Annotated in this window: 23 protein-coding genes; 7 read left to right on the top strand and 16 right to left on the bottom strand. The window is 67.5% G+C overall.

Features of this window, described 5'->3' with window-relative positions:
* Window positions 1–21 precede the first annotated feature (21 nt).
* The 9 genes from dxr to AC5RT8_RS07510 all read right to left on the bottom strand — a co-directional run bounded on the left by dxr (window position 22) and on the right by AC5RT8_RS07510 (window position 9,858).
* Window positions 22–1,266: a 1-deoxy-D-xylulose-5-phosphate reductoisomerase gene (gene dxr / locus AC5RT8_RS07550; RefSeq protein WP_494095085.1), complete on the bottom strand. Its 1,245-nt coding sequence runs from the start codon at window positions 1,264–1,266 to the stop codon at window positions 22–24.
* A gap of 71 nt (window positions 1,267–1,337) precedes the next feature.
* The gene (locus AC5RT8_RS07545; protein WP_494095084.1) at window positions 1,338–2,009 is read right to left on the bottom strand and encodes an SDR family oxidoreductase; all 672 of its coding nucleotides are present in this window, start codon (window positions 2,007–2,009) and stop codon (window positions 1,338–1,340) included.
* A 58-nt stretch (window positions 2,010–2,067) separates the two neighbouring features.
* Window positions 2,068–2,880 carry an HpcH/HpaI aldolase/citrate lyase family protein gene (locus AC5RT8_RS07540; protein ID WP_494095083.1) on the bottom strand — a complete coding sequence of 271 codons (813 nt, stop codon included), beginning with the start codon at window positions 2,878–2,880 and terminating at the stop codon, window positions 2,068–2,070.
* 43 nt (window positions 2,881–2,923) lie between these two features.
* A complete protein-coding gene (locus tag AC5RT8_RS07535; protein WP_494095197.1) occupies window positions 2,924–3,430 on the bottom strand; it encodes a MaoC family dehydratase in 507 nt (168 codons plus the stop codon).
* Between the two features lie 31 nt (window positions 3,431–3,461).
* Window positions 3,462–4,103: a CoA transferase subunit B gene (locus tag AC5RT8_RS07530; protein ID WP_494095082.1), complete on the bottom strand. Its 642-nt coding sequence runs from the start codon at window positions 4,101–4,103 to the stop codon at window positions 3,462–3,464.
* Between the two features lies 1 nt (window position 4,104).
* Window positions 4,105–4,887, bottom strand: coding sequence for a CoA transferase subunit A (locus tag AC5RT8_RS07525; protein WP_494095081.1), 783 nt, complete (start codon window positions 4,885–4,887; stop codon window positions 4,105–4,107).
* A gap of 59 nt (window positions 4,888–4,946) precedes the next feature.
* Entirely contained in the window at window positions 4,947–6,110 is a 1,164-nt protein-coding gene (locus tag AC5RT8_RS07520) for an acyl-CoA dehydrogenase family protein (RefSeq protein ID WP_494095080.1), read from the bottom strand.
* Window positions 6,097–8,247, bottom strand: a complete 2,151-nt coding sequence (locus AC5RT8_RS07515; protein ID WP_494095079.1) for an acetyl/propionyl/methylcrotonyl-CoA carboxylase subunit alpha — start codon at window positions 8,245–8,247, stop codon at window positions 6,097–6,099. The genes AC5RT8_RS07520 and AC5RT8_RS07515 overlap by 14 nt, the downstream gene beginning before the upstream one ends.
* A gap of 6 nt (window positions 8,248–8,253) precedes the next feature.
* Window positions 8,254–9,858: a carboxyl transferase domain-containing protein gene (locus AC5RT8_RS07510; RefSeq protein WP_494095078.1), complete on the bottom strand. Its 1,605-nt coding sequence runs from the start codon at window positions 9,856–9,858 to the stop codon at window positions 8,254–8,256.
* A 142-nt stretch (window positions 9,859–10,000) separates the two neighbouring features.
* Here AC5RT8_RS07510 and AC5RT8_RS07505 point away from each other — a divergent pair, with 142 nt between their 5' ends.
* A complete protein-coding gene (locus AC5RT8_RS07505) occupies window positions 10,001–10,630 on the top strand; it encodes a TetR/AcrR family transcriptional regulator (protein ID WP_494095077.1) in 630 nt (209 codons plus the stop codon).
* 63 nt (window positions 10,631–10,693) lie between these two features.
* Complete coding sequence (locus AC5RT8_RS07500; RefSeq protein WP_494095076.1) at window positions 10,694–11,161, top strand: GNAT family N-acetyltransferase; 468 nt, start codon at window positions 10,694–10,696, stop codon at window positions 11,159–11,161.
* Window positions 11,162–11,226: 65 nt separating this feature from the next.
* Here the strand turns inward: AC5RT8_RS07500 and AC5RT8_RS07495 are convergent, their stop codons facing one another.
* The 3 genes from AC5RT8_RS07495 to pdhA are packed head-to-tail and all read right to left on the bottom strand — an operon-like array spanning window position 11,227 to window position 14,770.
* Window positions 11,227–12,612, bottom strand: a complete 1,386-nt coding sequence (locus AC5RT8_RS07495) for a dihydrolipoamide acetyltransferase family protein (RefSeq protein ID WP_494095075.1) — start codon at window positions 12,610–12,612, stop codon at window positions 11,227–11,229.
* Window positions 12,612–13,628, bottom strand: a complete 1,017-nt coding sequence (locus AC5RT8_RS07490) for an alpha-ketoacid dehydrogenase subunit beta (RefSeq protein ID WP_494095074.1) — start codon at window positions 13,626–13,628, stop codon at window positions 12,612–12,614. The genes AC5RT8_RS07495 and AC5RT8_RS07490 overlap by 1 nt, the downstream gene beginning before the upstream one ends.
* Window positions 13,628–14,770 carry a pyruvate dehydrogenase (acetyl-transferring) E1 component subunit alpha gene (gene pdhA, locus AC5RT8_RS07485; protein WP_494095073.1) on the bottom strand — a complete coding sequence of 381 codons (1,143 nt, stop codon included), beginning with the start codon at window positions 14,768–14,770 and terminating at the stop codon, window positions 13,628–13,630. Before pdhA ends, AC5RT8_RS07490 begins: the two co-directional genes overlap by 1 nt.
* Before the next feature lie 167 nt (window positions 14,771–14,937).
* Between pdhA and AC5RT8_RS07480 the strand changes: the two genes are divergently transcribed.
* Window positions 14,938–15,408: an Lrp/AsnC family transcriptional regulator gene (locus AC5RT8_RS07480; RefSeq protein WP_494095072.1), complete on the top strand. Its 471-nt coding sequence runs from the start codon at window positions 14,938–14,940 to the stop codon at window positions 15,406–15,408.
* 12 nt (window positions 15,409–15,420) lie between these two features.
* Here the strand turns inward: AC5RT8_RS07480 and AC5RT8_RS07475 are convergent, their stop codons facing one another.
* From AC5RT8_RS07475 to AC5RT8_RS07460, 4 genes are all read right to left on the bottom strand, one after another.
* Window positions 15,421–15,840: a hypothetical protein gene (locus tag AC5RT8_RS07475; protein WP_494095071.1), complete on the bottom strand. Its 420-nt coding sequence runs from the start codon at window positions 15,838–15,840 to the stop codon at window positions 15,421–15,423.
* Window positions 15,841–15,872: 32 nt separating this feature from the next.
* Window positions 15,873–16,283: a hypothetical protein gene (locus AC5RT8_RS07470; RefSeq protein ID WP_494095070.1), complete on the bottom strand. Its 411-nt coding sequence runs from the start codon at window positions 16,281–16,283 to the stop codon at window positions 15,873–15,875.
* 151 nt (window positions 16,284–16,434) lie between these two features.
* Window positions 16,435–17,991, bottom strand: coding sequence for a monocarboxylic acid transporter (locus AC5RT8_RS07465; RefSeq protein WP_494095196.1), 1,557 nt, complete (start codon window positions 17,989–17,991; stop codon window positions 16,435–16,437).
* Between the two features lie 68 nt (window positions 17,992–18,059).
* Window positions 18,060–18,431, bottom strand: coding sequence for a DUF485 domain-containing protein (locus AC5RT8_RS07460; protein ID WP_494095069.1), 372 nt, complete (start codon window positions 18,429–18,431; stop codon window positions 18,060–18,062).
* Between the two features lie 208 nt (window positions 18,432–18,639).
* On the opposite strand from AC5RT8_RS07460, the gene AC5RT8_RS07455 reads away from it, so the two are divergent.
* From AC5RT8_RS07455 to AC5RT8_RS07440, 4 genes are read left to right on the top strand one after another with little or no spacing between them, the layout of a single operon-like run.
* A complete protein-coding gene (locus tag AC5RT8_RS07455; RefSeq protein ID WP_494095068.1) occupies window positions 18,640–19,845 on the top strand; it encodes a sensor histidine kinase in 1,206 nt (401 codons plus the stop codon).
* Between the two features lie 9 nt (window positions 19,846–19,854).
* On the top strand, window positions 19,855–20,592 hold the full coding sequence (locus AC5RT8_RS07450) for a LytR/AlgR family response regulator transcription factor (protein WP_494095067.1): 738 nt from the start codon (window positions 19,855–19,857) through the stop codon (window positions 20,590–20,592).
* Window positions 20,589–20,969, top strand: coding sequence for a DUF485 domain-containing protein (locus AC5RT8_RS07445; protein WP_494095066.1), 381 nt, complete (start codon window positions 20,589–20,591; stop codon window positions 20,967–20,969). The genes AC5RT8_RS07450 and AC5RT8_RS07445 overlap by 4 nt, the downstream gene beginning before the upstream one ends.
* A gap of 27 nt (window positions 20,970–20,996) precedes the next feature.
* Complete coding sequence (locus tag AC5RT8_RS07440) at window positions 20,997–22,475, top strand: sodium/solute symporter (protein ID WP_494095195.1); 1,479 nt, start codon at window positions 20,997–20,999, stop codon at window positions 22,473–22,475.
* Window positions 22,476–22,481: the final 6 nt, after the last annotated feature.

The following is a 22,481-nucleotide window of genomic DNA, read 5'->3' as shown; positions in this document are numbered from 1 at the left end:
CAACTGCAGCTGCCGGGCCGGTCATCGTCCGCAGCGCTTCCGCGCGGCGGCACGTGCCCACTCCTCCGCTGCCAGCACCGACTGGAGCGTGAGCGGCCCCGACGCCGGGGCCTGGTCCAATACGGCGGCGATCGTATCAACGATGTCTGTGAATCCGATGAGTCCCTCGTGGAACGCATCGACGGCTTCCTCATTGGCGGCGTTGTAGACCGCCATGTTCGTCCCTCCGGCCGCTGCCGCCTGCTTGGCGAGGGCGACGGCGGGGAAGGCTTCCTCGTCGAGGGGCTCGAAGGTCCATTCCGTAGCCTGCGTCCAGTCACAGGGCCGGGCCGCGCCGGGTACGCGGTGCGGCCAGCCCATGCCCAGGGCAATCGGGAGCCGCATGTCCGGCGGGGAGGCCTGGGCCAGGGTGGAGCCGTCCACGAACTGCACCATGGAATGCACCATGGACTGCGGGTGGACGACGACGTCGATCCGCTCCAGCGGGATGTCGAAGAGCAGGTGGGCTTCGATGACTTCCAGGGCCTTGTTGACCATGCTGGCCGAGTTGGTGGTGATGACCCGGCCCATATTCCAGGTCGGGTGTGCCAGCGCCTGCTCAGGTGTCACGTCGGCCAGCTCGGAGCGCTTGCGTCCGCGGAACGGGCCGCCGGAAGCCGTGACCACGAGCCGGTCCACTTCGGCATGCGTGCCCGAGCGCAGCGCCTGTGCCAGCGCGGAGTGTTCGGAGTCCACGGGAACCAGCTGCCCGGGAGCCGCGGCGCGCTTGACCAGTTCCCCGCCGACAATCAGGGATTCCTTGTTCGCCAGGGCCAGCAGGTGCCCAGCGGCCAGGGCTGCCAGGGTCGGTTCCAGTCCAATGGAACCGGTGATGCCGTTGAGGACCACATCGGCTTCGGTCCACGCCGCGATGGCCGTGGCCGCGGACTTTCCAACAAACAGTTCAGGGGCGTAGCCGGTGATTCCCGCTGCGGCGGCAGCGTCGGAAATGTGCCGGTGCAGGGTGGGGAGGTCGACGGCGGCGCAGCCCACCGCTTCCGCCCGGGTGTGCACGGCCTGGCGCGCCAGCAGCTCCGGATTGGATCCGCCTGCGGCCAGGGCCACGATCCGGAACCGCTCGGGGGCATTGTCGGCGACGTCGATGGCCTGCGTTCCGATCGAGCCGGTGGAGCCGAGCAGGACCACGCGCCGGGGCAGGTGGTCCGAGCCGGGCCGGCGGGAACGGACGTAGTCGTGGTCTGAGGAAATCGGTTCGGAGGGCTGCATACCTTTAGTATCCCGCAGCCCGGCTCCGATGCTGCGGCGCCGCAGCTTCGGGCCTAGCCGCGTGTCCGGAACTACGCAGACAGCGCCTGCACGGCTTCGGTAACGGGAACGGTTCCGGAGACCAGGCCCAGGGCCTGGTGGACGCCGTTGCCGGTTCGCAGCAGTTCGGCCAGGACCGCGGCGACGTCGGCGCGGGGAATGCTGCCGCGCTCCACCTCCGGAGCCAGGTCCACCCGGTCCGACGGCGCGTCGTTGGTGAGGATGCCGGGCCGGATGATCGTCCAGTCCAGTGAGCTGCGGGCCATCAGGTCCTCTTCGGCGGCGAGCTTGGCCACCAGGTAGGCGTACATGACTTCATCCATCGACTCCGGGCGGGAGCCGGCCCGGACGGCATCCAGGCCGCCGGAGGAGACCTGGAGGAAGCGGCCTGCTCCTGCCTGCTCGGCGGCGTCGGCCAGCAGCACTGCCGCTGCCCGGTCCACGGTGTCCTTGCGGGCCGCGCCGCTTCCGGGTCCGGCGCCGGCGGCGAACACGGCTGCGTCTGCTCCGGTGAGGACCTGGACAACGTCCTCCAGCGTGCTGTTCTCCAGGTCCAGCACCACGGGGGCAACGCCGTCCGTTTCCAGGTCTGCGGCGTGGTCCGGGTTGCGGATGAGGCCGGCCACGTCGTGCCCGTCGGCAGCCAGGAGGCGTCCCAGTTCGCGTGCGATTCTTCCGTGGGCTCCCGCTATGACTATGCGCATGGTGACAGAGTAGCGTCCGTCACCGGCGGACGCTTCCCGGGGCGGCAAACACGTGGTCTCAGCCCTGCGCCCGGCGGAGGGTCTGCTCGGCCTGCTTCAGCAGCGGTCCGTCGATCATCTGCCCGCGGAAGTTGAAGACACCCCCGTGGTGGCGGGCCTCGTCCAGCACCTGCTCGGCGTACGTAACATCAGCCGGGTCCGGGGCGTAGGCCGCACGCACGGCGGCTACCTGCCCGGGATGGATGCAGGCTTTGGCCGCGAAACCGGAGGCGACGGCGTCGCGTGCTTCGGCCTCCAGTCCTTCAGTATCCGAGATGTTGCCGTAGATCGAATCGATGGCTCCCTTGCCGAAGGCGCCGGCGGCGAGCAGCACGGTGGACCGGGCCTGCACGGCGACGCTGCGGTAGGTGCCGTCCTGGTGGCGGCTCGATTCCCCGCCGAGGGATGCCAGCAGGTCCTCGGCGCCCCACATCAGGGCTGCCACATTTTCCGTGGCGGCAATGTCCGCGGCCCGGACCACGCCGAGTGCTGTTTCCAGCAGGGCGACCACGGCGAACCCGGCGAGCGCCCGGGCGACGGCGGCGGCGTCCTCCGTCTTGGCCAGCATGACGGTGCGGTACGGCGTCTGGTACAGGGCGGCCAGGTCCCGCTCAAAATCCTCGGTCCCCAGGGGGTTGACCCGGACGATGGTGCGTTCGGGGTCCAGCTCCGCGGCAACCAGGTTCTTCCTTGCCGCTTCCTTATCCCGGGGAGCGACGGCGTCCTCAAGGTCCAGGATGACGGCGTCCGCCCGCTCGGCGGCCTTGCCGAAGCGTTCCGGCCGGTCCCCCGGGCAGAAAAGCAGTGCTGGTCCCATGGGGAAGGTGGTCATGGCTGTACTCCTCGGTGTCTCCGGCGATGCTTTCCGCTCCAACCTATCGCGGACCTGTCCCTGCCTCTTTCGCGGCGTAGCCCTCCGCCGTCCACATCAGTGCGGTGCGGGTGCACTGCGCCACGACGTCGCCGTCCTGGTTCCGGCCGGTATGGGTCAGCGTGATGATGCCCTGGCCGGGCCGGGAGGCCGAAGGACGCTTGTCCGCCACTTCGGTGTCGGTGTACAGGGTGTCCCCGTGGAACAGCGGGCGCGGGAAGCTGATCTCCCCGAGCCCCAGCTGCGCCACCAGGGTGCCCTGGGTCAGCTGCGCCACGGACTGGCCCACCATGGTGGCCAGGGTGAACATGGAGTTCACCAGGCGCTGCCCGAACGGCTGGGCCTCGCTGTAGGCGGCATCCAGGTGCAGGCCCTGGGTGTTCATGGTCAAGGTGGTGAACAGGACATTGTCCGCCTCGGTGACGGTGCGTCCGGGCCGGTGGCGGTAAATGACGCCCGGTTCAAACTCCTCGTACCAGAGGCCCCGCTGCTCAATGACCCGCGGTGCCATCGCGATCTCTTCGGTGCCGGCGTCGGGCTCCTCATACGTCAAGGGAAACCTCCAGCGGAGCGCCGGTGCCTGCCACCACGTCCTCCACGCTGACGCCGGGGGCGGTCTCGCGCAGGATCAGCCCCTCCGGTCCCACCTCGATCACGGCCAGGTCGGTCACGATCAGGTCCACGCAGCCTTTTCCGGTCAGCGGCAGCGAGCATTCGCTCACGATCTTGGGCCGTCCCGACCGGTCCAGGTGTTCCATCATGACAATCACCCGCTTGGCACCGAACACCAGGTCCATGGCCCCGCCCATGCCCTTGACCATCTTCCCGGGCACCATCCAGTTGGCCAGGTCTCCGTTGGCCGCCACTTCCATCGCGCCCAGCACCGCGACATCCACGTGGCCGCCGCGCACCATGCCGAAGGAGGCGCCGGAGTCGAAGAAGGCGGCCCCCTTGTTCACGGTGACGGTTTCCTTCCCGGCGTTGATCAGGTCGGGGTCCAGCTGGTCTTCGGCGGGGTACGGGCCGACGCCGAGGATCCCGTTCTCGGAGTGCAGCACCACTTCCACGCCCTCGGGGATGTAGTTGGGGATCAGCGTGGGCATGCCGATGCCGAGGTTCACGTACTGGCCGTCGTGCAGTTCGCGCGCGACGCGTGCGGCCAGTTCCTGCCTGTTCAGTGCCATCTCAGGACTCCTTGCTTCCGCCGGTGCCGCCTTGGCCGGCCGCGACCGTCCGCTTCTCGATGCGTTTTTCCGGATGGGCGGCCAGGACCACCCGCTGGACGAAGATTCCCGGTACGTGGATGTGCTCCGGGTCCAGCTCGCCGGGTTCCACGAGTTCCTCGACCTCGGCGATGGTGATGCGCCCTGCCATGGCGCAGAGCGGGTTGAAGTTCATGGCGGCGGCGTGGAAGACGAGGTTCCCGTGCCGGTCCCCCTTCGCCGCATGGACCAGGGCGAAGTCGGGGGTGAGCGATTCCTCCAGCACATAGTCCGCGCCGGAAAAGCTGCGGACCTCCTTCGGCTCGGAGGCCAGCGCCACGGCCCCCTCGGCGTCGTACTTCTGCGGCAGGCCGCCCTCGGACACCTGCGTGCCTACCCCGGCCGGGGTATAGAAGGCCGGGATGCCCGCGCCGCCGGCGCGCAGCTTCTCGGCGAGCGTGCCCTGCGGGGTGAGGACCACTTCCAGCTCGCCGGAGAGGAACTGGCGGGCAAATTCCTTGTTCTCCCCCACATAGGAGCTGACGGTGCGCCGGATCCGGTGGTCCGCCAGCAGCCGGCCGAGGCCCCAGTCGTCCACGCCGCAGTTGTTGCTGACGGTTTCCAGGTCCGTGGTGCCCGCGTCATGCAGGGCATCGATCAACGCCACCGGGATGCCGCAGAGGCCGAAGCCGCCCACGGCCAGGGAAGCGCCGTCCGGGATATCGGCGACGGCCTCGGCCGCACCGGGGTACACCTTGTTGATCATGGCAGTGTCCGTTCAGTCTCAGGTAGCCGGGTCACGGTATTGCGGTCGGGGCAGAGGTGTCACAGGCCCATACTGCGGGCAATCAGCATCAGCTGCACCTCAGTAGTTCCCTCGCCGATCTCCAGGATCTTGGAATCCCGGTAATGCCGGGCCACGGGGAACTCGTTGATGAAGCCGTAGCCGCCGAAGATCTGGGTGGCGTCGCGGGCGTTGTCCATGGCGGCTTCGCCGGCCACCATCTTGGCGATCGCGGCCTGCGTCTTGAACGGTCGTCCGGCGAGCATGCGGGCGGCGGCGTCGTAGTAGGCCAGCCGGGCCGTGTGTGCCCGTGCCTGCATGCGCGCAATCCGGAAGGAAATGGACTGGTAGGTGCCGATGGCCGCACCGAACGCCTCGCGTTCCTTGGCGTACCGGAGCGATTCGTCCACGCAGCCCTGCGCTGCACCGGTGGCAAGGGCAGCAATGGCAATGCGGCCCTCATCCAGGATCTGCAGGAAGTTCGCGAAGCCCCGCCCCCGGGCACCCAGCAGGTTCGCCTCGGGCACCCGGACGTCGGTGAGGGTCAGCGGATGCGTGTCCGAGGCATTCCAGCCGACCTTGTTGTACGGCTTTTCGGCGGTGAAGCCGGGCGTGTCGGTGGGAACCAGGATGGTGGAGATCTTCTTGCGGAAGGTGCCGTCCGGTTCGGTCACGGTGTCGGTAACGGCGGTGACGGTCACCAGGCGGGTGATGTCGGTGCCGGAGTTGGTGATGAACTCCTTGCTGCCGTTGATGACCCACTGCCCGTCCTCGAGCCGGGCGGTGGTCTTGGTGCCGCCGGCGTCGGAGCCTGCCTCGCGTTCGGTGAGGCCGAAGCCTGCGAGCGCTTCGCCGCTGGCGAGCAGGGGCAGCCACTGCTGTTTCTGCTCCTCGTTGCCGAACCGGTAAATCGGCATGGCGCCCAGGGAGACCCCCGCCTCCAGGGTGATGGCCACGGACTGGTCCACCCGGGCAATCTGCTCCAGCGCCAGGGCCAGGGCGAAGTAGTCCCCGCCCATGCCGCCGTATTCCTCCGGGAACGGGAGCCCGAACAGTCCCATCTCCCCCATCTGGGAAATGACCTTGTACGGGAAGCTGTGCTCCGCATCGTGCTGGGCGGAGACGGGGGCAATGACCTCGTCAGCGAAGTCGCGCACGGTGTCGGAGAGGTCCTGGTGTTCCTCGCTGAGTTCAAAGTCGGGCATGGTCTGCTCCTTCGGTAGTGTGCGGGTCTGTTGCGCTGTCGGTAGCCGGCACCGGTTCCGGTGTCAGTGTGGCCAGGACCTGGTCGGCCTTCACCAGATCCCCGGGGCGCAGGCTGAGGGACACTATGCCGTCCACCGGAGCCCGGAGCTGGTGCTCCATTTTCATGGCCTCAACACTGAGCAGGGGTGCGCCGGCGGAAACGCGCTCGCCGTCCGTTACTGCCACCGCCACCACGGTGCCCGGCATCGGGGAACGGACCACCGGGTCCGCGTCACCGGTGTCCCGGCCCGCCGCCGCCAGCTGGCGGTTCAGCTGTTCGCTGCGGCTGCGCAGCCGCAGCCGGACCGTGAACAGCTCCCCGGTACTGCCTCCGGCCAGCCAGAAGGCGCCGGTGTCCGGTTCCGCGGCGACGGTGAAGGTGTGCAGCACCCCGTCCAGGCTCAGGTTCACGCGGGCCCCGGCCTGGCTGGTGTCGGCGTCGGCCATCAGGGCGGCCGAGTGCTCGGCTCCGCCGATCCGCACCGTCGCCTGCCGCGCGGTGCCCGTAACGCTCACGACGACGTCGTCACCGCCGAGGTCCGGGGCGGCGAACACCAGCTGCAGGGGCGTGCCTCCGGCGTTCCCGTCCCCGCCGCCCGTTCCCCTTCCGCCGATCCGCCAGCCGTCCGCCCGCCGCCACGGTGAACCCGACGCCTCACCCGCCAGGCCCTGTGCGTACAGCAGCGCGGCGGCCGCCAGTTCGGGCTCCTGCGGGGAACGGAACTCCAGCCCGGGGAGCCGGCGTTCGATCAGCGTGGTATCCAGCCGGCCGGCCCGGACGTCCGGATCGGCCAGCAGCAGCCGCAGGTATTCCACGTTGGTGCCGATGCCCAGCACGGCGGTACCGGCGAGCGCCGTGTCCAGGCGTGCCAGCGCTGCCGCCCGGTCCGGCCCCCAGGCAATGACCTTGGCCAGCATCGGGTCATAGCTGGAGGACACGGCCAGCCCGGGCAGCAGGGAAGAGTCCACCCGGATGCCCTCGCCGGCCGGCTCGCGCAGCCACTGCACCGAGCCCGACGTGGGCAGGAAGTCCCGCTCCGGGTCCTCCGCGTAAATCCGTGCCTCCACCGCATGCCCCGTGAGGGTGACATCCTCCTGCTTGAGGGACAGCGGATGGCCGGCGGCAATGCGGATCTGCTCGGCCACCAGGTCCACGCCGGTGACCATCTCGGTGACGGGATGCTCCACCTGCAGCCGGGTGTTCATTTCCATGAAGAAGAACTCATCCGGAGCGGCGTCGGACACCAGGAACTCCACGGTTCCGGCACCGGTGTAGTCCACGGACCGCGCGGCGTTGCACGCTGCCTCGCCGATCCGTTCCCGGGTGGCAGCATCCAGCAGCACGGAGGGTGCTTCCTCGATGACTTTCTGGTGCCGGCGCTGCAGGGAGCATTCGCGCTCTCCCAGGTGGACCACGTTCCCATGGTTGTCGGCCAGGATCTGCACCTCGATGTGCCGGGGTGAGGAGACCAGCCGTTCCAGGAACAGCGTGTCGTCGCCGAAGGCCGAGGCGGCCACCCGCCGCGCGGTCTGCAGCGCCCCCGGCAGGTCCGCGGCCTCCAGTACGGCGTGCATGCCTTTCCCGCCGCCCCCGGCGGAGGGCTTGATGAGAATCGGATAGCCGATGTCGGAGGCAGCCTCCAGCAGGCGGGCATCGTCCAGCCCGGGTTCGGCGATCCCGGGAACCACCGGGACGCCGTGGTCCTGCACATGGTTCTTCGCCCGGATCTTGTCCCCCATCAGGTCGAGCGAACGGACGGGCGGGCCGATGAAGGTGATGCCGGCGTCCGCCAGGGCTGCGGCGAAGTCCGCGTTTTCGCTCAGGAAGCCGTAGCCGGGATGCACGGCCTGCGCCCCGGTGCTGCGGCAGGCGGCGAGCACGGCGTCGACGGACAGGTAGCTTTGCCGTGCCGGGGCCGGGCCCAGGCGGACGGCAAGGTCGGCTTCGCGCACATGGCGGGCGCCGGCGTCGTCGTCGCTGTAGACCGCCACCGAGCGGATCCCGAGTACCCGCAGGGTGCGGATCACCCGGCAGGCGATTTCGCCGCGGTTGGCGACCAGGACGGTGTCGAACAGCGGAGCATCAAAGGGTGTCATGGTCGCTCACATCCGGAACAGGCCGAAGGAGGTCTCCGGCAGGGGTGCGTTGGCGCAGACGTCCAAGGCCAGGCCCAGGACGGTGCGCGTATCGAGGGGGTCGATGATGCCGTCGTCCCAGAGCCGGGCGGTGGAGTAGTAGGGGCTGCCCTGGGTTTCGTAGGTTTCGCGGATGGGGGCCTTGAAGGCCTCCTCGTCCTCGGCGGCCCATTCGTCCCCGCGGCTTTCCAGCTGGTCCCGCTTCACGGTAGCCAGCACCGAGGACGCCTGGGCCCCGCCCATTACGGAGATCCGGGCCGCCGGCCACATCCACAGAAAGCGCGGCGAATAGGCCCGCCCGCACATGGAGTAATTGCCGGCACCGAAGGACCCTCCCACCACCACTGTCAGCTTGGGCACCCGAGCCGTGGCCACTGCCGTAACCATCTTGGCGCCGTTCTTGGCGATGCCGCCGGCCTCGTAGTCCCGGCCCACCATGAATCCGGAGATGTTCTGCAGGAACACCAGCGGGATGCCGCGCTGGTCGCACAGTTCAATGAAGTGCGCCCCCTTGAGCGCGGATTCGCTGAACAGCACACCGTTATTGGCGACAATGCCGATGCGGTGGCCGTGCAGCCGGGCAAAGCCGGTCACGAGCGTGGTGCCGTACTCCTTCTTGAACTCATGGAACTCGCTGGCGTCCACCAGGCGGGCGATGAGTTCACGGACGTCATACGGGGTCTGCAGGTCGGTGGGGACCAGTCCGTAGATCTCCGCAGGGTCTTCGACGGGCGGCCGGGATTCAGCCAGGCCCTCCACCGGCTGCTGCTCCGGGAAGGTCTCCACGATGCTGCGCACAATCTCCAGGGCGTGGGCATCGTTTTCGGCCAGATGGTCCGTCACACCGCTGGTGCGGGAGTGCACATCGCCGCCGCCCAGCTCCTCCGCGGTGACGATCTCGCCGATGGCGGCCTTCACCAGCGGTGGGCCGCCCAGGAAGATCGTGCCCTGGTTGCGCACAATGACGGTTTCATCACTCATCGCCGGCACATACGCCCCGCCGGCCGTGCAGGAGCCCAGGACAGCGGCGATCTGCGGGATTTTCCGGGCGGACATCTGCGCCTGGTTAAAGAAAATCCTGCCGAAATGGTCCCGGTCGGGGAAGACCTCGTCCTGGCGCGGCAGGAATGCGCCGCCGGAATCCACCAGGTAGATGCACGGCAGCCGGTTCTCCAGGGCGATTTCCTGGGCCCGCAGATGCTTTTTGACCGTCATCGGATAGTAGGTGCCGCCCTTGACCGTGGCGTCGTTGGACAGGACCATCACCTGCCGGCCCTGCACCAGCCCGATGCCGGCGATCAGTCCCGCACCGGGGCACTCGCCGTCGTACATGTCCTCGGCGGCCAGCGGCGCCACTTCCAGAAACGGACTGCCCTCGTCCAGAAGCCGGATAACGCGTTCACGGGGCAGCAGCTTGCCGCGTGCGGTGTGCCGCTCGCGCGATCGCTGCGGCCCGCCGGCCGCGGCATCCGCCAGCCGTCCGCGCAACTCCTGCGCCAGCGCCTGCTGCGCAGCCGTATTTTGTCCAAAGGCCGCAGAGGCTGTGTCCAGCCCGGATTTCAGTGTCTCCATTGACGTCTTCCTGCAACAGTGGCGAGGCGGAACCCCACCCGAAGCTGGGTTAATAACCCCTAACCCAAGTCAGGTTATTGGTTATTAACTCACCTGTCCACCACAATGGAAAGATATGCGCAGTCCAATCAGGAGGGTGGGGATGGACGCAGCAAAAAAGGAAGCAGCTCCGGAAGCGGTGCGGATGACAGGGCGCAGCCGGGCCAAGGCTTCCCGCCGGGCGGTAATGCTCGAGGCCGCTGCAGCCCTGTTTGCAGAACGCGGCTACAACGGAGTGTCCATTGAGGAACTGGGAGCAGCGGCAGGGGTCAGTGGACCGGCTGTCTACCGGCATTTCAGCGGCAAACCGGCGGTGCTTTCCGCCCTGCTGGTCGGAGTCAGCGAGGATCTGCTGGAAGGCGGGAAGGCAGTAGTTGCCGAGTCCGAGACGCCCGAGAAGGCCCTGCGCGGCCTGGTGGAATTCCAGGTCGATTTCGCGCTCCGGCAGCCGGACGTGATCCGGGTCCAGGACCGGGATCTGGGCAGCCTGCCGGAAGACGACGAGCGGCGGGTACGCTCCCTGCAGCGGCAGTACGTGGAGGTCTGGGTGGATGCCCTTTCCGCGCTGCACTCAGCGTCGGACCTGCCGTTGCTGCGCCACCGGGCGCAGGGCGTCTTCGGCCTGATCAACTCCACCTCCCATTCCGTCCACGGCCGTATCAGCGCCCGTGAAACGGCAAGGCTGCGTACGCTGCTCGATAGAATGGCGTGGGCGGCCTTGAACGCCCAGTAACTTATCGGCCCGCCGGATCCCTTGGCGGGCCGAACTTCACCCCTCCGAGCAGAAAGACCTGCCGTGATTGAGCTTCGTGCCGTAGTTCCCGCCGACCTGGAGGAGTTTTTCTCCCACCAGCTGGATCCCAGTGCCAACCATATGGCCGCGTTCAGCGCCAAGAACCCGGCGGACCGCGGCGTCTTCGACCATCACTGGCAGAGCATCCTGAACGATCCGACCGTCACGGTGCGGACCATTGTGGCGGACGGCGAGGTGGCCGGCAGCATCCTGGCCTACCGGGACGGCGACATCCCGGAAATCAGCTACTGGATCGACAAGGCGCGCTGGGGGCAGGGCATCACCACTGCGGCCGTAGGACTCTTCCTGGAGGAGTTCGCCGAGCGGCCGATCCGTGCACGCGCGGTCGCGGACAACGTCAGCTCGATCCGCATCCTGGAGAAGTACGGCTTCACGGTAATCGGCGAAACCCAGGGCTTTGCCAATGCCCGCGGAGCCGTGGTGAAGGAACTCGAGCTCGAACTCGCCTAGGCGGCGTGCTCCCGGGGACGGGCGGACCACGGTCCGCTCCCCGGGAGCACGCCGGCACGAATCCGCTAGGCCATGGCCAGGGCCAGCACAGGATCAGCCAGCACCGCTCCCACTTCGCTCAGGAACCCGGCCCCCTGCTGCCCGTCCACCAGGCGGTGGTCGAAGGAGAGACTCAGCGTCATCACGGAACGCAGCGCTATGTTCCCTTCGTACTCCCACGGCTGCCGGCGAACCGCCCCCAGCGCCAGGATGGCGGCTTCTCCCGGGTTCAGGATGGGTGTCCCGGCGTCGACGCCGAACACTCCCACGTTGGAGATGGAGATGGTCCCGCCGGCCAGGTCTGCCGGCGGCGTTTTCCCTTCCCTTGCCGTCTGCGCCAACACCGTCACGGCCGATGCGAGGCCGTGCAGGCTCAGCTCATGGGCGTCCTTGATATTGGGAACCATCAGTCCGCGCGGGGTGGCCGCGGCAATGCCGAGGTTGACGTAGTTGTAGCGGATGATCTCCCGGGATTGCTCATCCCAGCGGGAGTTCAGCTCGGGGAAGCGCCGCAGCCCCAGGCAGACCGCCTTGGCGGCAAGCGTCAGCGGGGACAGTTTCACCCCGTCGAAGGACGGTTGCTGCCGGAGCCGCTTGAGCAGCTCCATGGTCGGCGTGACATCCACGGTGAGGAACACCGTGGCGTGGGGAGCAGTGAAGGCGCTGGCCACCATGGCTGCGGCAGTGTGTTTCCGCATGCCCGAGACCGGTACCCGTTCCTCCCTGCCGGCGCTCCCAAGCGGTTGCGGGGCGGCGACGGCGTCAGGTGCCGCTGCCGCAACGGGTGAGCCGGCGCGGACGACGTCGGCGCGCACCACGAGTCCGCCCGGCCCTGAGCCCTGCACCTCGGTGAGGTCCACGCCCATGTCCCGGGCAAGTTTCCGGACCGGCGGAGTGGAGCGGGGACGTTCGCGCACCGGCTCCGGAGCGGAGGCGGATACCGGGGCGGGCGCGGGTGGCGGCGTAGGGGCGGGCGTCGGCGCGGGCGCAGATGCTGCCGGCCCACGTCCGCCGGCAGGGCCTGAACCGGCGGCGGGAGCCGGCCCGCGGCGTCGTCGGGCGGGCCGCCCCGCGGCATCCGGAACGGCGCCGTACCCCACCAGGTTCGGCTCCCGCTTTGCGGGCGCCGGGTCCCCGCCGTCACGGGGAGCATCGAGACCGGCACCGGCCGGCGCCTCGACCTCGAACGAGACAATCGGCGACCCGACTTCCACCACGGTCCCCGCCTGTTCATGCAGGCGGGTCACGATGCCGGCGTACGGCGACGGCAACTCAACTACGGCCTTGGCGGTCTCGACGTCTGCGATCACCTGGTTCAACTCCACGTTGTCCCCGACAGTGACGTGCCAGTTCAAGATCTCGGACTCGGTAAGCCCCTCCCCCAGGTCCGGGAGGCGGAATTCGCGCAGCATCAGCCCACCGCCGATCCGGAGACGACGCCGGCCAGCGAGCTGGGCCGGTCCAGGACACAGTCCACCCCGTCCAGGATCCGGTCCAGGTCCGGCAGATGGTGCGATTCGAGCCGGGACGGTGGATACGGGATGTCGAACCCGGTGACCCGTACCGGTGCATGCTCGAGGTAGTTGAAGCAGCGCTCGGTGATGCTGGCGGCAATCTCCGCACCCAGCCCGCCGGACTGGGCCGCCTCATGCGTAATGACCAGCCGGCCGGTCTTGCGGACGGAAGCCTCCACGGCAGCGAAGTCGATGGGCGCCAGCGAGCGCAGGTCGATCACTTCCACGGAGACACCTTCATCGGATGCCGCCACTGCCGCGTCGCGTGCGGTGGGAACCAGCGGACCGTAGGTCACCAGGGTGACATCGCTGCCTTCGGTTACCACCCGGGCGGAGCCCATGGGCAGCGGGGACGCTGTTTCATCCACGTCGCCTTTGACGTGGTAGCGGCGCTTGGGCTCGAAGTAGAGCACCGGGTCATCGGACGCGATGGCCTGCTGGATCATCGTGTAGGCATCCTGGGGGTTGGACACACTAATGACCCGCAGCCCCGAGGTATGCGTGAAATAAGCTTCGGGTGATTCGGAGTGGTGCTCCGGTGAACCGATGCCGCCGCCGAATGGTACCCGGATGGTCAGCGGCAGTTTCACTGCCCCGCGCGTCCGGTAGTGCATCTTGGCCACCTGGGAAACAATCTGGTCGAACGCCGGGTAAATGAACCCGTCGAACTGGATTTCCACCACGGGACGGTAGCCGCGGAATGCCAGGCCCACGGCAGTGCCCATGATCCCGGATTCGGCGAGCGGCGTGTCCACCACCCGCTGCGGACCGAAGTCTTTTTGGAGTCCGTCGGTGATCCGGAAGACACCGCCGAGCGTGCCCACGTCCTCCCCCATAATCAGGACACGGGGATCCTGCTCCATGGCCCGGCGCAGACCGGCGTTGATTGCCCGCCCGAAAGTCATGCTGGTCATTACTGCTTCTCCTCGCCAGCGAAACCGCTGAGATAGCGCGAGTATTGCTCCTGCTGGCGGTCCAGCCAGGAGTTGGGCTCGGAATAGACGTGGGCGAATACATCCGCGGCCACCGGATCCGGCATGCCCAGGCACGCAGCGCGCAGCTCGGCCGCGACGGCGTCGGACCTGCGGCCGGCTTCGGCAGCGAATTCGTCGGTGAACAGGCCCATCGATTCCAACAGTGCCTGCAGCCGTGAGAGCGGGTCCTTGGCCCGCCAGTGCTCCAGTTCCGCTTCATCCCGGTACCGCGTGGGATCGTCGGCCGTGGTGTGCGGGCCCATCCGGTAGGTGACCGCTTCAATGAAGGTCGGTCCGTTGCCGGAGCGGGCACGGTCCAGGGCTTCCCTGGTGGCGGCCATGACCGCAAGTACGTCGTTGCCGTCCACCCGGATGGACGGGATGCCGAAGCCCGGGGCACGGTTGGCGATCGGGACCTGCGCCTGCAGGGCGACGGGCTCAGAAATTGCCCACTGGTTGTTCGTGCAGAAGAACACCACCGGCGAGTTGAAGCTGGCGGCAAACACCATGGCCTCGTTGACGTCCCCCTGGCTGGTGGCGCCGTCGCCGAAGTAGCTGATCACGGCGTCGTCGGCTCCGTCGTAGGTGATACCCATGGCGTACCCGGCAGCGTGCAGGGCCTGCGCACCGATGATGACCTGCGTGGGCGCCATATTCACTTGATACGGGTCCCAGCCGGCACCCGCGTTGCCGCGCCACACCCGCATCAGGTCCCCCACCTCAACGCCCCGGCAGTAGGCCACGCCGTTCTCCCGGTAGCTGGGAAAGACAAAGTCGGAGGAGTGCAGGGCGCGTGCGGAGCCGATCTGCGCCGCTTCCTGCCCGAGCAGGGGCGGCCACAGGCCCAGTTCACCCTGCCGCTGAAGGGCAGTGGCCTCCGTGTCAATCCGACGGATGACCGCCATGTCGATGTAGAGCTCCTGGAGACAGGCGCCGTCGACATCCTCGACCCAGCGGTCGTACAGGGGGTCGGGGGTCCGCACGCCGTCGGGGGCAACCAGCTGGACGTAGGGGTCAGTAGGCGAACTGCCGGAGTTTTCCGGATGCCTCACTGGGGTATGCAGGGACACTTTGATACGCATCCTTCCGTGTTTGGGCCTCTGGGGTGGCGGGGCCAAACCGATGGCCGGGCTCCGTTGCCCGGGTAGATGTGACCCTACTCACATTCAACACCCGGCACAACCATTTGCCGAAAGACCGAGCATTGTGCCCTATAAACAGCAAAAAGGCCGTGCTAGCGTTGCGCACTATGCAGCCCCTTGACAGCACCGACCTACGATTACTCCTGGCCCTTGCCCAGGATTCAACGCGCACAGCGGTGGCCCTGGCAGCGGTCCTCGGCCTTTCCCGCAACACGGTGCAGGCGCGGCTGGCCGGGCTGGAGCGAAAGGGTGCATTCCTGCCGTTCGAACGACGGATCAGCACTGCGGCTCTTGGGTATCCCCTCATGGCGTTTGTCCATGTCCACGTCCACCAGCCAAGCCTGGCGAGGATCACCGAAGACCTGGCCGGGTTGCCCGAAGTCACGGAGGCCCACGGCCTCACCGGTGACGCCGACATCCTGCTGCGGGTGGTGGCGGCCGACGCCGAGGACCTGTTCCGGATCAACAAGCAGATTCTGGCCATCGAGGGCGTGCAGCGCTGCGACACCAACCTGGCCATGGGCGAACTGATTCCGCTGCGCGCCGCTCCCCTGCTGCGCCGCAGCGCCGGGCGCTAGGCGGATCACGGACTATGCGGGGAGGGCTCCTGCCTCCACGAGGATGGCATGCGCCATGGCCCACTGCGCCCCTACAAAAGCCAGTATCAGCGCGGCACCGAGGATCGGCACCCTCACACGGGCGCCGTGACCCAAATGATGTGCGTCCGGTTTCTTCGTTGCCCTCCACAGGCCCAGGAGGACCACGAACACGGCAAGCATCGCCAGCGGCATGGGAATGCCGTTCCTGCCGAACTGCCCGTTGTAGGGCAACCTGGTGTCCAGCGGGACACTCGCAAACACAAAAACCGCAGTTCCGGCGCAGACGATGATCGCGGCCAGGCACATGATTTCCACGATTCGAACCGTTTTCTTCCCCCGCAGGAGATCCTCTTCGGTCAACTCCTTGCCGCGGCGTTCACTCCCGGGCGCCGGCTGCTTCTCAGTTTGCACGGTTACTTCCTGACGATTTCATTCCTGCACCACTACGATTCTCCGCCTGCACCAAGTATCGACAGAGCCATCACCCATTGGCCGATAACGCAGCCGACAACCAGCACGCTTTCGAGGGTAAACGCCGAAACGCGCTTTCTTTCCCATATGGTGCGCATCCGGCTTCTTCCCGGAACGCCACAGCCCAAAAAGAGAAGCAACATTGCACCCATAGCGATTGGCCAGGGAATTCCATTCCTGCCGAACTGCCCGCTGTACGGCATGCGTGTCCCCGTCGGTACGCTGAACGCCACGAAGACGGCGGTCCCCGCGCAGACTGCCATGGCGGCCAGACACAGCGCATCCAGATATCTGCTGGCTTTCCTGCCCAAAACAAGATCCTCGGAGGTTAAATCGCCCGGCGGTTCATCATTCTTGAGGTTCAATTCGCTGCCGTCCGTCACCAGGGGCCGGCAATCCCGTCAGCAGCACATTGCATTCCACAACACTAACCGAGGCGTGGGACGCTTCACCGGTGCGCATTTTCGCTGCCACAGCGCACGAAAGGCAGGCCCCGCCGAAACGGGTCCTGCCTTTCGTTGTAGAGCGGCTGTGTTAGTGGTCCACGGCCTTTTCCGCGCCGACGCCGGTCAGGGACCGGACTTCCATCTCCGCCTGCTTGACGGCGGATTCGGTGTTCTTATCCAGCACGGTGCCCAGCCAGCCCAGGAAGAAGGCCAGCGGAATGGACACCAGCCCCGGGTTGCTCAGCGGGAACCAGGAGAAGTCCGCACCAGCAATCATGGACGTTTCCGCCCCGGAAACCACCGGGGAGAAGGCAATCAGCAGGATCGCGGAACCGAGACCGCCGTACATGCTCCAGATGGCGCCCTGGGTGGAAAACTTCCGCCAGTAGAGCGAGTAGACAATGGTCGGCAGGTTGGCGCTGGCTGCCACCGCGAAGGCAAGGGCCACCAGGAAGGCCACGTTCTGCCCCTGGGCGCCGATGCCGCCCAGGATGGAGATGATGCCGATCACCACCACGGTGGTGCGGGCCACCTTCACCTCGCCGTCGGCGTCCACCTGGCCCTTGCGGATGACGTTGGCGTAGATGTCGTGGGCGAAGGAGGCGGCAGCCGTGATGGTCAGGCCGGCAACCACCGCAAGGATGGTGGCGAAGGCGACGGCGGAAATCAGCCCCAGCAGCACCGGTCCGCCCAGCGCGAAGGCCAGCAGGGGTGCCGCCGAATTCACTCCGCCGGGAGCGCCCGCAATGGCTTCCGAACCGATCAGCGCCGCGGCACCGTAGCCCAGGACCAGGGTGAACAGGTAGAAGATGCCGATCAGCCAGATGGCCCAGACCACGGACCGGCGGGCTTCCTTGGCGGTGGGCACCGTGTAGAAGCGCATCAGCACGTGCGGCAGGGCGGCGGTGCCCAGCACCAGCGCCAGCCCGAGGGAAATGAAGTCCAGCTTGGAGGTCTCCGTCTTCCCGTACTGCAGCCCCGGCTCGAGGATGGCGGGATTGCCGGTGGTCTCCACCGCGGCTCCGAGCAGGTCCGAGAGGTTGAAGTTGTGCATCGCCAGCACCCAGATGGTCATGATGGCCGCGCCTGCAATCAGCAGGAAAGCCTTGATGATCTGCACCCAGGTGGTGCCCTTCATGCCGCCGATCAGTACGTAGATGATCATCAGGGCACCGACGACGGTAATGACCAGTGACTGCCCGATCTTGCTGTCGATGCCCATCAGCAGGGAGACCAGTCCGCCGGCGCCGGCCATCTGCGCCAGGAGGTAGAAGAAGCAGACGGCCAGCGTGGTGATGGCCGCCGCAATGCGGACCGGGCGCTGCTTGAGCCGGAAGGAGAGCACATCGGCCATGGTGAACTTGCCGGTGTTGCGGAGCATCTCGGCAACCAGAAGCAGGGCCACGAGCCAGGCAACGAGGAAGCCGATGGAGTAGAGGAAGCCGTCATAGCCGTTGACGGCGATGGCTCCGACAATGCCGAGGAACGACGCGGCAGAGAGATAGTCACCGGCGATGGCGGTGCCGTTCTGGGGTCCGGTGAAGGACCGGCCGGCGGCGTAGTAGTCGGCCGCCGTCTTGTTGTTGCGGCTGGCGCGCAGCACCACCACGAGGGTGACGGCCACGAACACGCCGAAGATGATCATGTTGAGCAGGCCGGTGTCCTTAATGGACTCGGCCGTGACATCAGTGGCGGCGGAAATATGCACGGTGTTCACTTGGTCTCCTCCGGACGGCTCACGCCATGGGCCTCAAGGTCGCGCCGGAGGTCCGCCGCAATGGGGTCCATCCTGCGGTTGGCGTAGCTGACGTACGCCATGGTGATGCCGAATGTGCTGACAAACTGCAGCAGGCCGAGAATCAGGCCCACGTTGATATTGCCGATGACCGGTGTAGCCATGAAGTCGTGCGCATAGTCGGCCAGAAGGACGTACGCGAAATACCAGACCAGGAAAACCACGGCCATGGGGAAAATAAAGCTGCGCTGGCGCTTGCGCAGTTCCTGGAACTCAGGCGAGCTCTGGACTTCCCGGAAATCCACCTGTTCCGGGTGCGCAGCATGTGAAACCGGCTGCTCTTCAGCCATTGTTCCTCCTCTGTTGGACGCCCGCTCCGCGAACTGCATCCACCCATGAGGTCAGGACACGACGCTGTGCAGGCTGTGACTTCCATCACTGTCCTACGGTGTCCGCATCCTTGTCTTCCCACAGCCCGCAGGCGTCGGTGAACGGTCGGTTCTCTGCGGTGAACGGCACCAAACGGCGCCTCCGTCGGCATCCGGCTAGGGTGGGGGCATGCTCAGCCCCGCCGTCGATATCGCCCTGGTCTGCGCCGTCGCCGTCCTGACCATCGCCGGCGTGGGCGCGCTCGGCTTCCGGCTCAGCCGCTCGCAGCGGGACCTGGGGTCCGACGCCGAGCAGGCCACCTACGCGACCCTCCACACGGCGTCGCTCGCCTCGGCCCACCTGCGGGCCGGCCTCACGCCGGCCGGAGCCCGCAAGGCCAGCCGCCACCTGCGCGGCATGCTGGACTGCGACACCCTGGTCATTACCGATGCCTCCGCCGTGCTGGCATGGGACGGTGCGGTTAATGACACGCCCTTCCGCCGGGAACGGCTGCTGTCCGCAGCGGCGCTGGTGATCGACTCCGGCCGGACGCGGGTCTTCCGCGGTGCCGCACTGCGCGCACTGGGGCTGGAGGGCCGTGAACTGTTGATCTGCCCCCTGCCGGTGAACGGCCAGACGTTGGGCACGGTGGCGGTCTTCGCGCCGGTGGTCCGCGCCGGTCTGGTGCGGGCAGCCAACGAGGTGGCCGCCTGGCTCGCCACACAGGTGGAGCTGGCGGAACTGGATGCCTCCCGGGCACAGCTGATGGAGGCCGAGGTGCGGGCGCTGCGGGCGCAGATCAGTCCCCACTTCATCTACAACTCCCTGAACGCCATTGCCTCCTACATCAACACCGACCCGGCACGGGCACGGGAGCTGGTGGTGGAGTTCGCCGACTTCACCCGTTATTCCTTCCGCCGCCACGGCAACTTCACCACCATCGCCCAGGAACTGGAGTCGGTGGACCGGTACCTGCTGCTTGAACGCGCGCGGTTCGGCGAACGGTTGAAGGTGAGCCTGCAGATTGCCCCCGAAGTGCTGGGCACCGTCATACCCTTCCTGTCCCTGCAGCCCCTGGTGGAAAACTCCGTCCGCCACGGCCTGGAAACCAAGGACGGGCAGGGGCGGATCAGCATTGCCGCCGTCGACGCCGGAGCGGACGCCGTGATCACCATCGAGGACAACGGGGTGGGCATGGACCCCGAATATCTGCGGTCCGTCCTGGCCGGGCACGCCGACGGCGACCACGTGGGCCTGCGGAACGTCGATGTGCGCCTGCGCCAGGTCTATGGACAGGACCACGGACTGGTGATCGACACCGCGCCCGGTGCCGGAACCCTGATCACCATGCGTGTCCCCAAGTCGCAGCCGGAGAACCGCCCCACGGACGCGTAGCCTTTATCCATGCGCAAACCACTCCGGCCGCTCACGGTTATCGTCGCCGACGACGAAGCCCCTGCCGTCGAGGAACTTGCCTACCTCCTGGGCCTGGATGCGCGGGTCGGCACTGTGCACCGTGCCGCCAGCGGCGCCCAGGTGCTGCAGGAGATCGAGGCCCGCGACGTCGATGCGGTGTTCCTGGACATCCACATGCCGGCACTTTCGGGACTCGACATTGCCAAGGCCCTGGGCCGCCGCGAGCGGCCGCCCGCCGTCGTCTTCGTGACGGCGGACGAGGACCAGGCGCTGCGGGCTTTTGACCTGGCAGCCCTGGACTACCTACTCAAGCCGGTGCGGCCGGAGCGGTTGTCCGAATCAGTGCGCCGGATCTGTGAACTCGCTGACGATGTCCCCCGGGACGCCGACGTCGTGACCGTGGTCCAGGGCGCGACGACGCGGATCATCCCCCGCGGCGACATCCGCTACGTCCAGGCGCAGGGCGACTATGCCCGGCTGCACACCGCCGACGCCAGCTACCTCATCCGGGTTCCCCTGGCCGACCTGGAAGAACAGTGGGCCGGCGCCGGCTTCGTCCGCATCCACCGTTCCTACCTGGTGGCCCGGCACCATATCCGCCAGGTCCGGCTGACGGGCGGGCGGGCAAGCGTGCAGCTGGGCGAGGTGGATCTTCCGGTCAGCCGGCGGCACCTGCCCGCCGTACGAGGCACGCTCGAGGCCGGCCGGGTCCGGCCGACGTCATGACCGGGGAACCGACGGACGGCCCGGCGCCCGGGCGGGTCCGGGTCACCGCTCCCGGCACGGGTGCCGCGCCGTTCCCGGTCTCCCGGGAGCTGGACGAACAGTCCGAGGTGGGCGAGCTGATCATCGGTTCGCTGATCCGCAGCCAGCTCCGGCTGGCACTGGTGGTGGGCGGCGGGTTCCTGTTGATCCTGCTGAGCGTGCCCGTGCTGCTGGCCTTCCTGCCGGTGATTGCCGAACTGACGGTCTTCAACGTCCCGGCCCCGTGGATCCTGCTCGGTGTCGGCGTCTATCCGCTGGTCATCGGCTGCGGACTGCTGTACGTGCACAGCGCTCAGCGGAATGAAAACAGATACCGCGACCTGGTGGACGGACGGTAGCCGGTGACTTGGGACGCAGCCGCGGACATGAGCCCCGGCATCGGGTACACCGCGCTGGCACTGGTTTCCGCAGCCACGCTGCTGATCGGTTTTTACGGCCTGCGGATTTCGCGGACCACCAGCGACTTCTACGTGGCGTCCCGGACCGTGAAACCCTGGTGGAACGCTTCCGCCATCGGAGGCGAGTACCTGTCCGCGGCCAGTTTCCTGGGCGTGGCCGGACTGATTGTCGCGTCCGGCGTGGATGCCCTCTGGTTCCCCATCGGCTACACCGCGGGCTACCTGATGCTGCTGCTCTTCGTCGCGGCACCGCTGCGCCGGTCAGGGGCCTACACGGTACCGGATTTCGCGCACGCCCGCCTCGAGTCCCTCCCGGTGCGGCGCCTGACCAGCCTGCTGGTGATCGCCGTCGGCTGGCTCTACATTGTGCCGCAGCTTCACGGTGCGGCCCTGACCATGCACATCACCACCGGTCTGCCCGCAGCAATCGGCTGCCTGGTGGTGACGGGCGTGGTCTGCCTGAGCGTGGTGACCGGCGGCATGCGTTCCATTACGTTTGTCCAGGCCTTCCAGTACTGGCTCAAACTCGTGGCCATCGGCGTGCCGGTGCTCTTTGTCCTTTTCCGGCTCGCCGGCGACGGGCCGCCCGGACCCGGCGGCAGCGAGCTCCTGGCCGAAGCGCTGAATCCGGAAACCCATGCCCCGCTGTACCGCAACGTTTCGCTGAGTATCGCCCTGCTCTGCGGCACCCTGGGCCTGCCGCACGTGCTCGTGCGGTTCTACACCAACCCCGACGGGGCCTCGGCCCGCCGGACCACGTTAATTGTTCTGGGTCTGCTCTCCCTCTTTTACATCTTTCCCATCACCTACGGCGTGCTGGGGAGGATCTATACCCCGGACCTGGCCGCCGGCGGGGCTGATGCAACAGTGCTGCTGCTGCCCGGCCGGGTGTTCGACGGCGCCACCGGTGACCTGCTGGCGGCCCTGGTGACGGCCGGGGCCTTTGCGGCTTTCCTCTCCACCAGCAGCGGATTGACGGTATCGCTGGCGGGGGTGATCAGCCAGGAATTCTTCCGCGGCAGTGTCGCCGGATTCCGCATCTCCGCCGTGGTGGCCGCCGTCGTACCGCTGGCCATTGCGCTGCTGACCGAATCCTCTGCACTGGCCGGGAGTATCGGGATGGTGTTTGCCTTCACGGCCTCCACCCTCTGTCCGCTGCTGGTGCTCGGGATCTGGTGGCGCCGGCTGACGGCGTCCGGGGCCGGAGCCGGAATGCTGACCGGTGCCCTCTTGTGCGGCGGGGCCATGGTCGCCGCTGCCGTCCTGCCCCGGGCAGGCGCCGCGATTCCCGCCTGGGTGGAGCAGCCGGCGGCCTGGACCGTGCCGGCGGCTTTCGCGGTAACGGTCCTGGTGTCCCGGCTGACCGCCGGATCGGCGCCGGGCGGGGCAGCGAAGTTCCTGGCCCGACTGCATACGCCGGAGCCGCTGGACCGGCCGCGTAGCTGACCGGTG

The sequence above is a fragment of the Arthrobacter sp. Ms25 genome (assembly GCF_059090365.1).
Note: the sequence above shows the minus strand (reverse complement) of the source record. Positions and strands in the feature narration are given on the sequence as shown.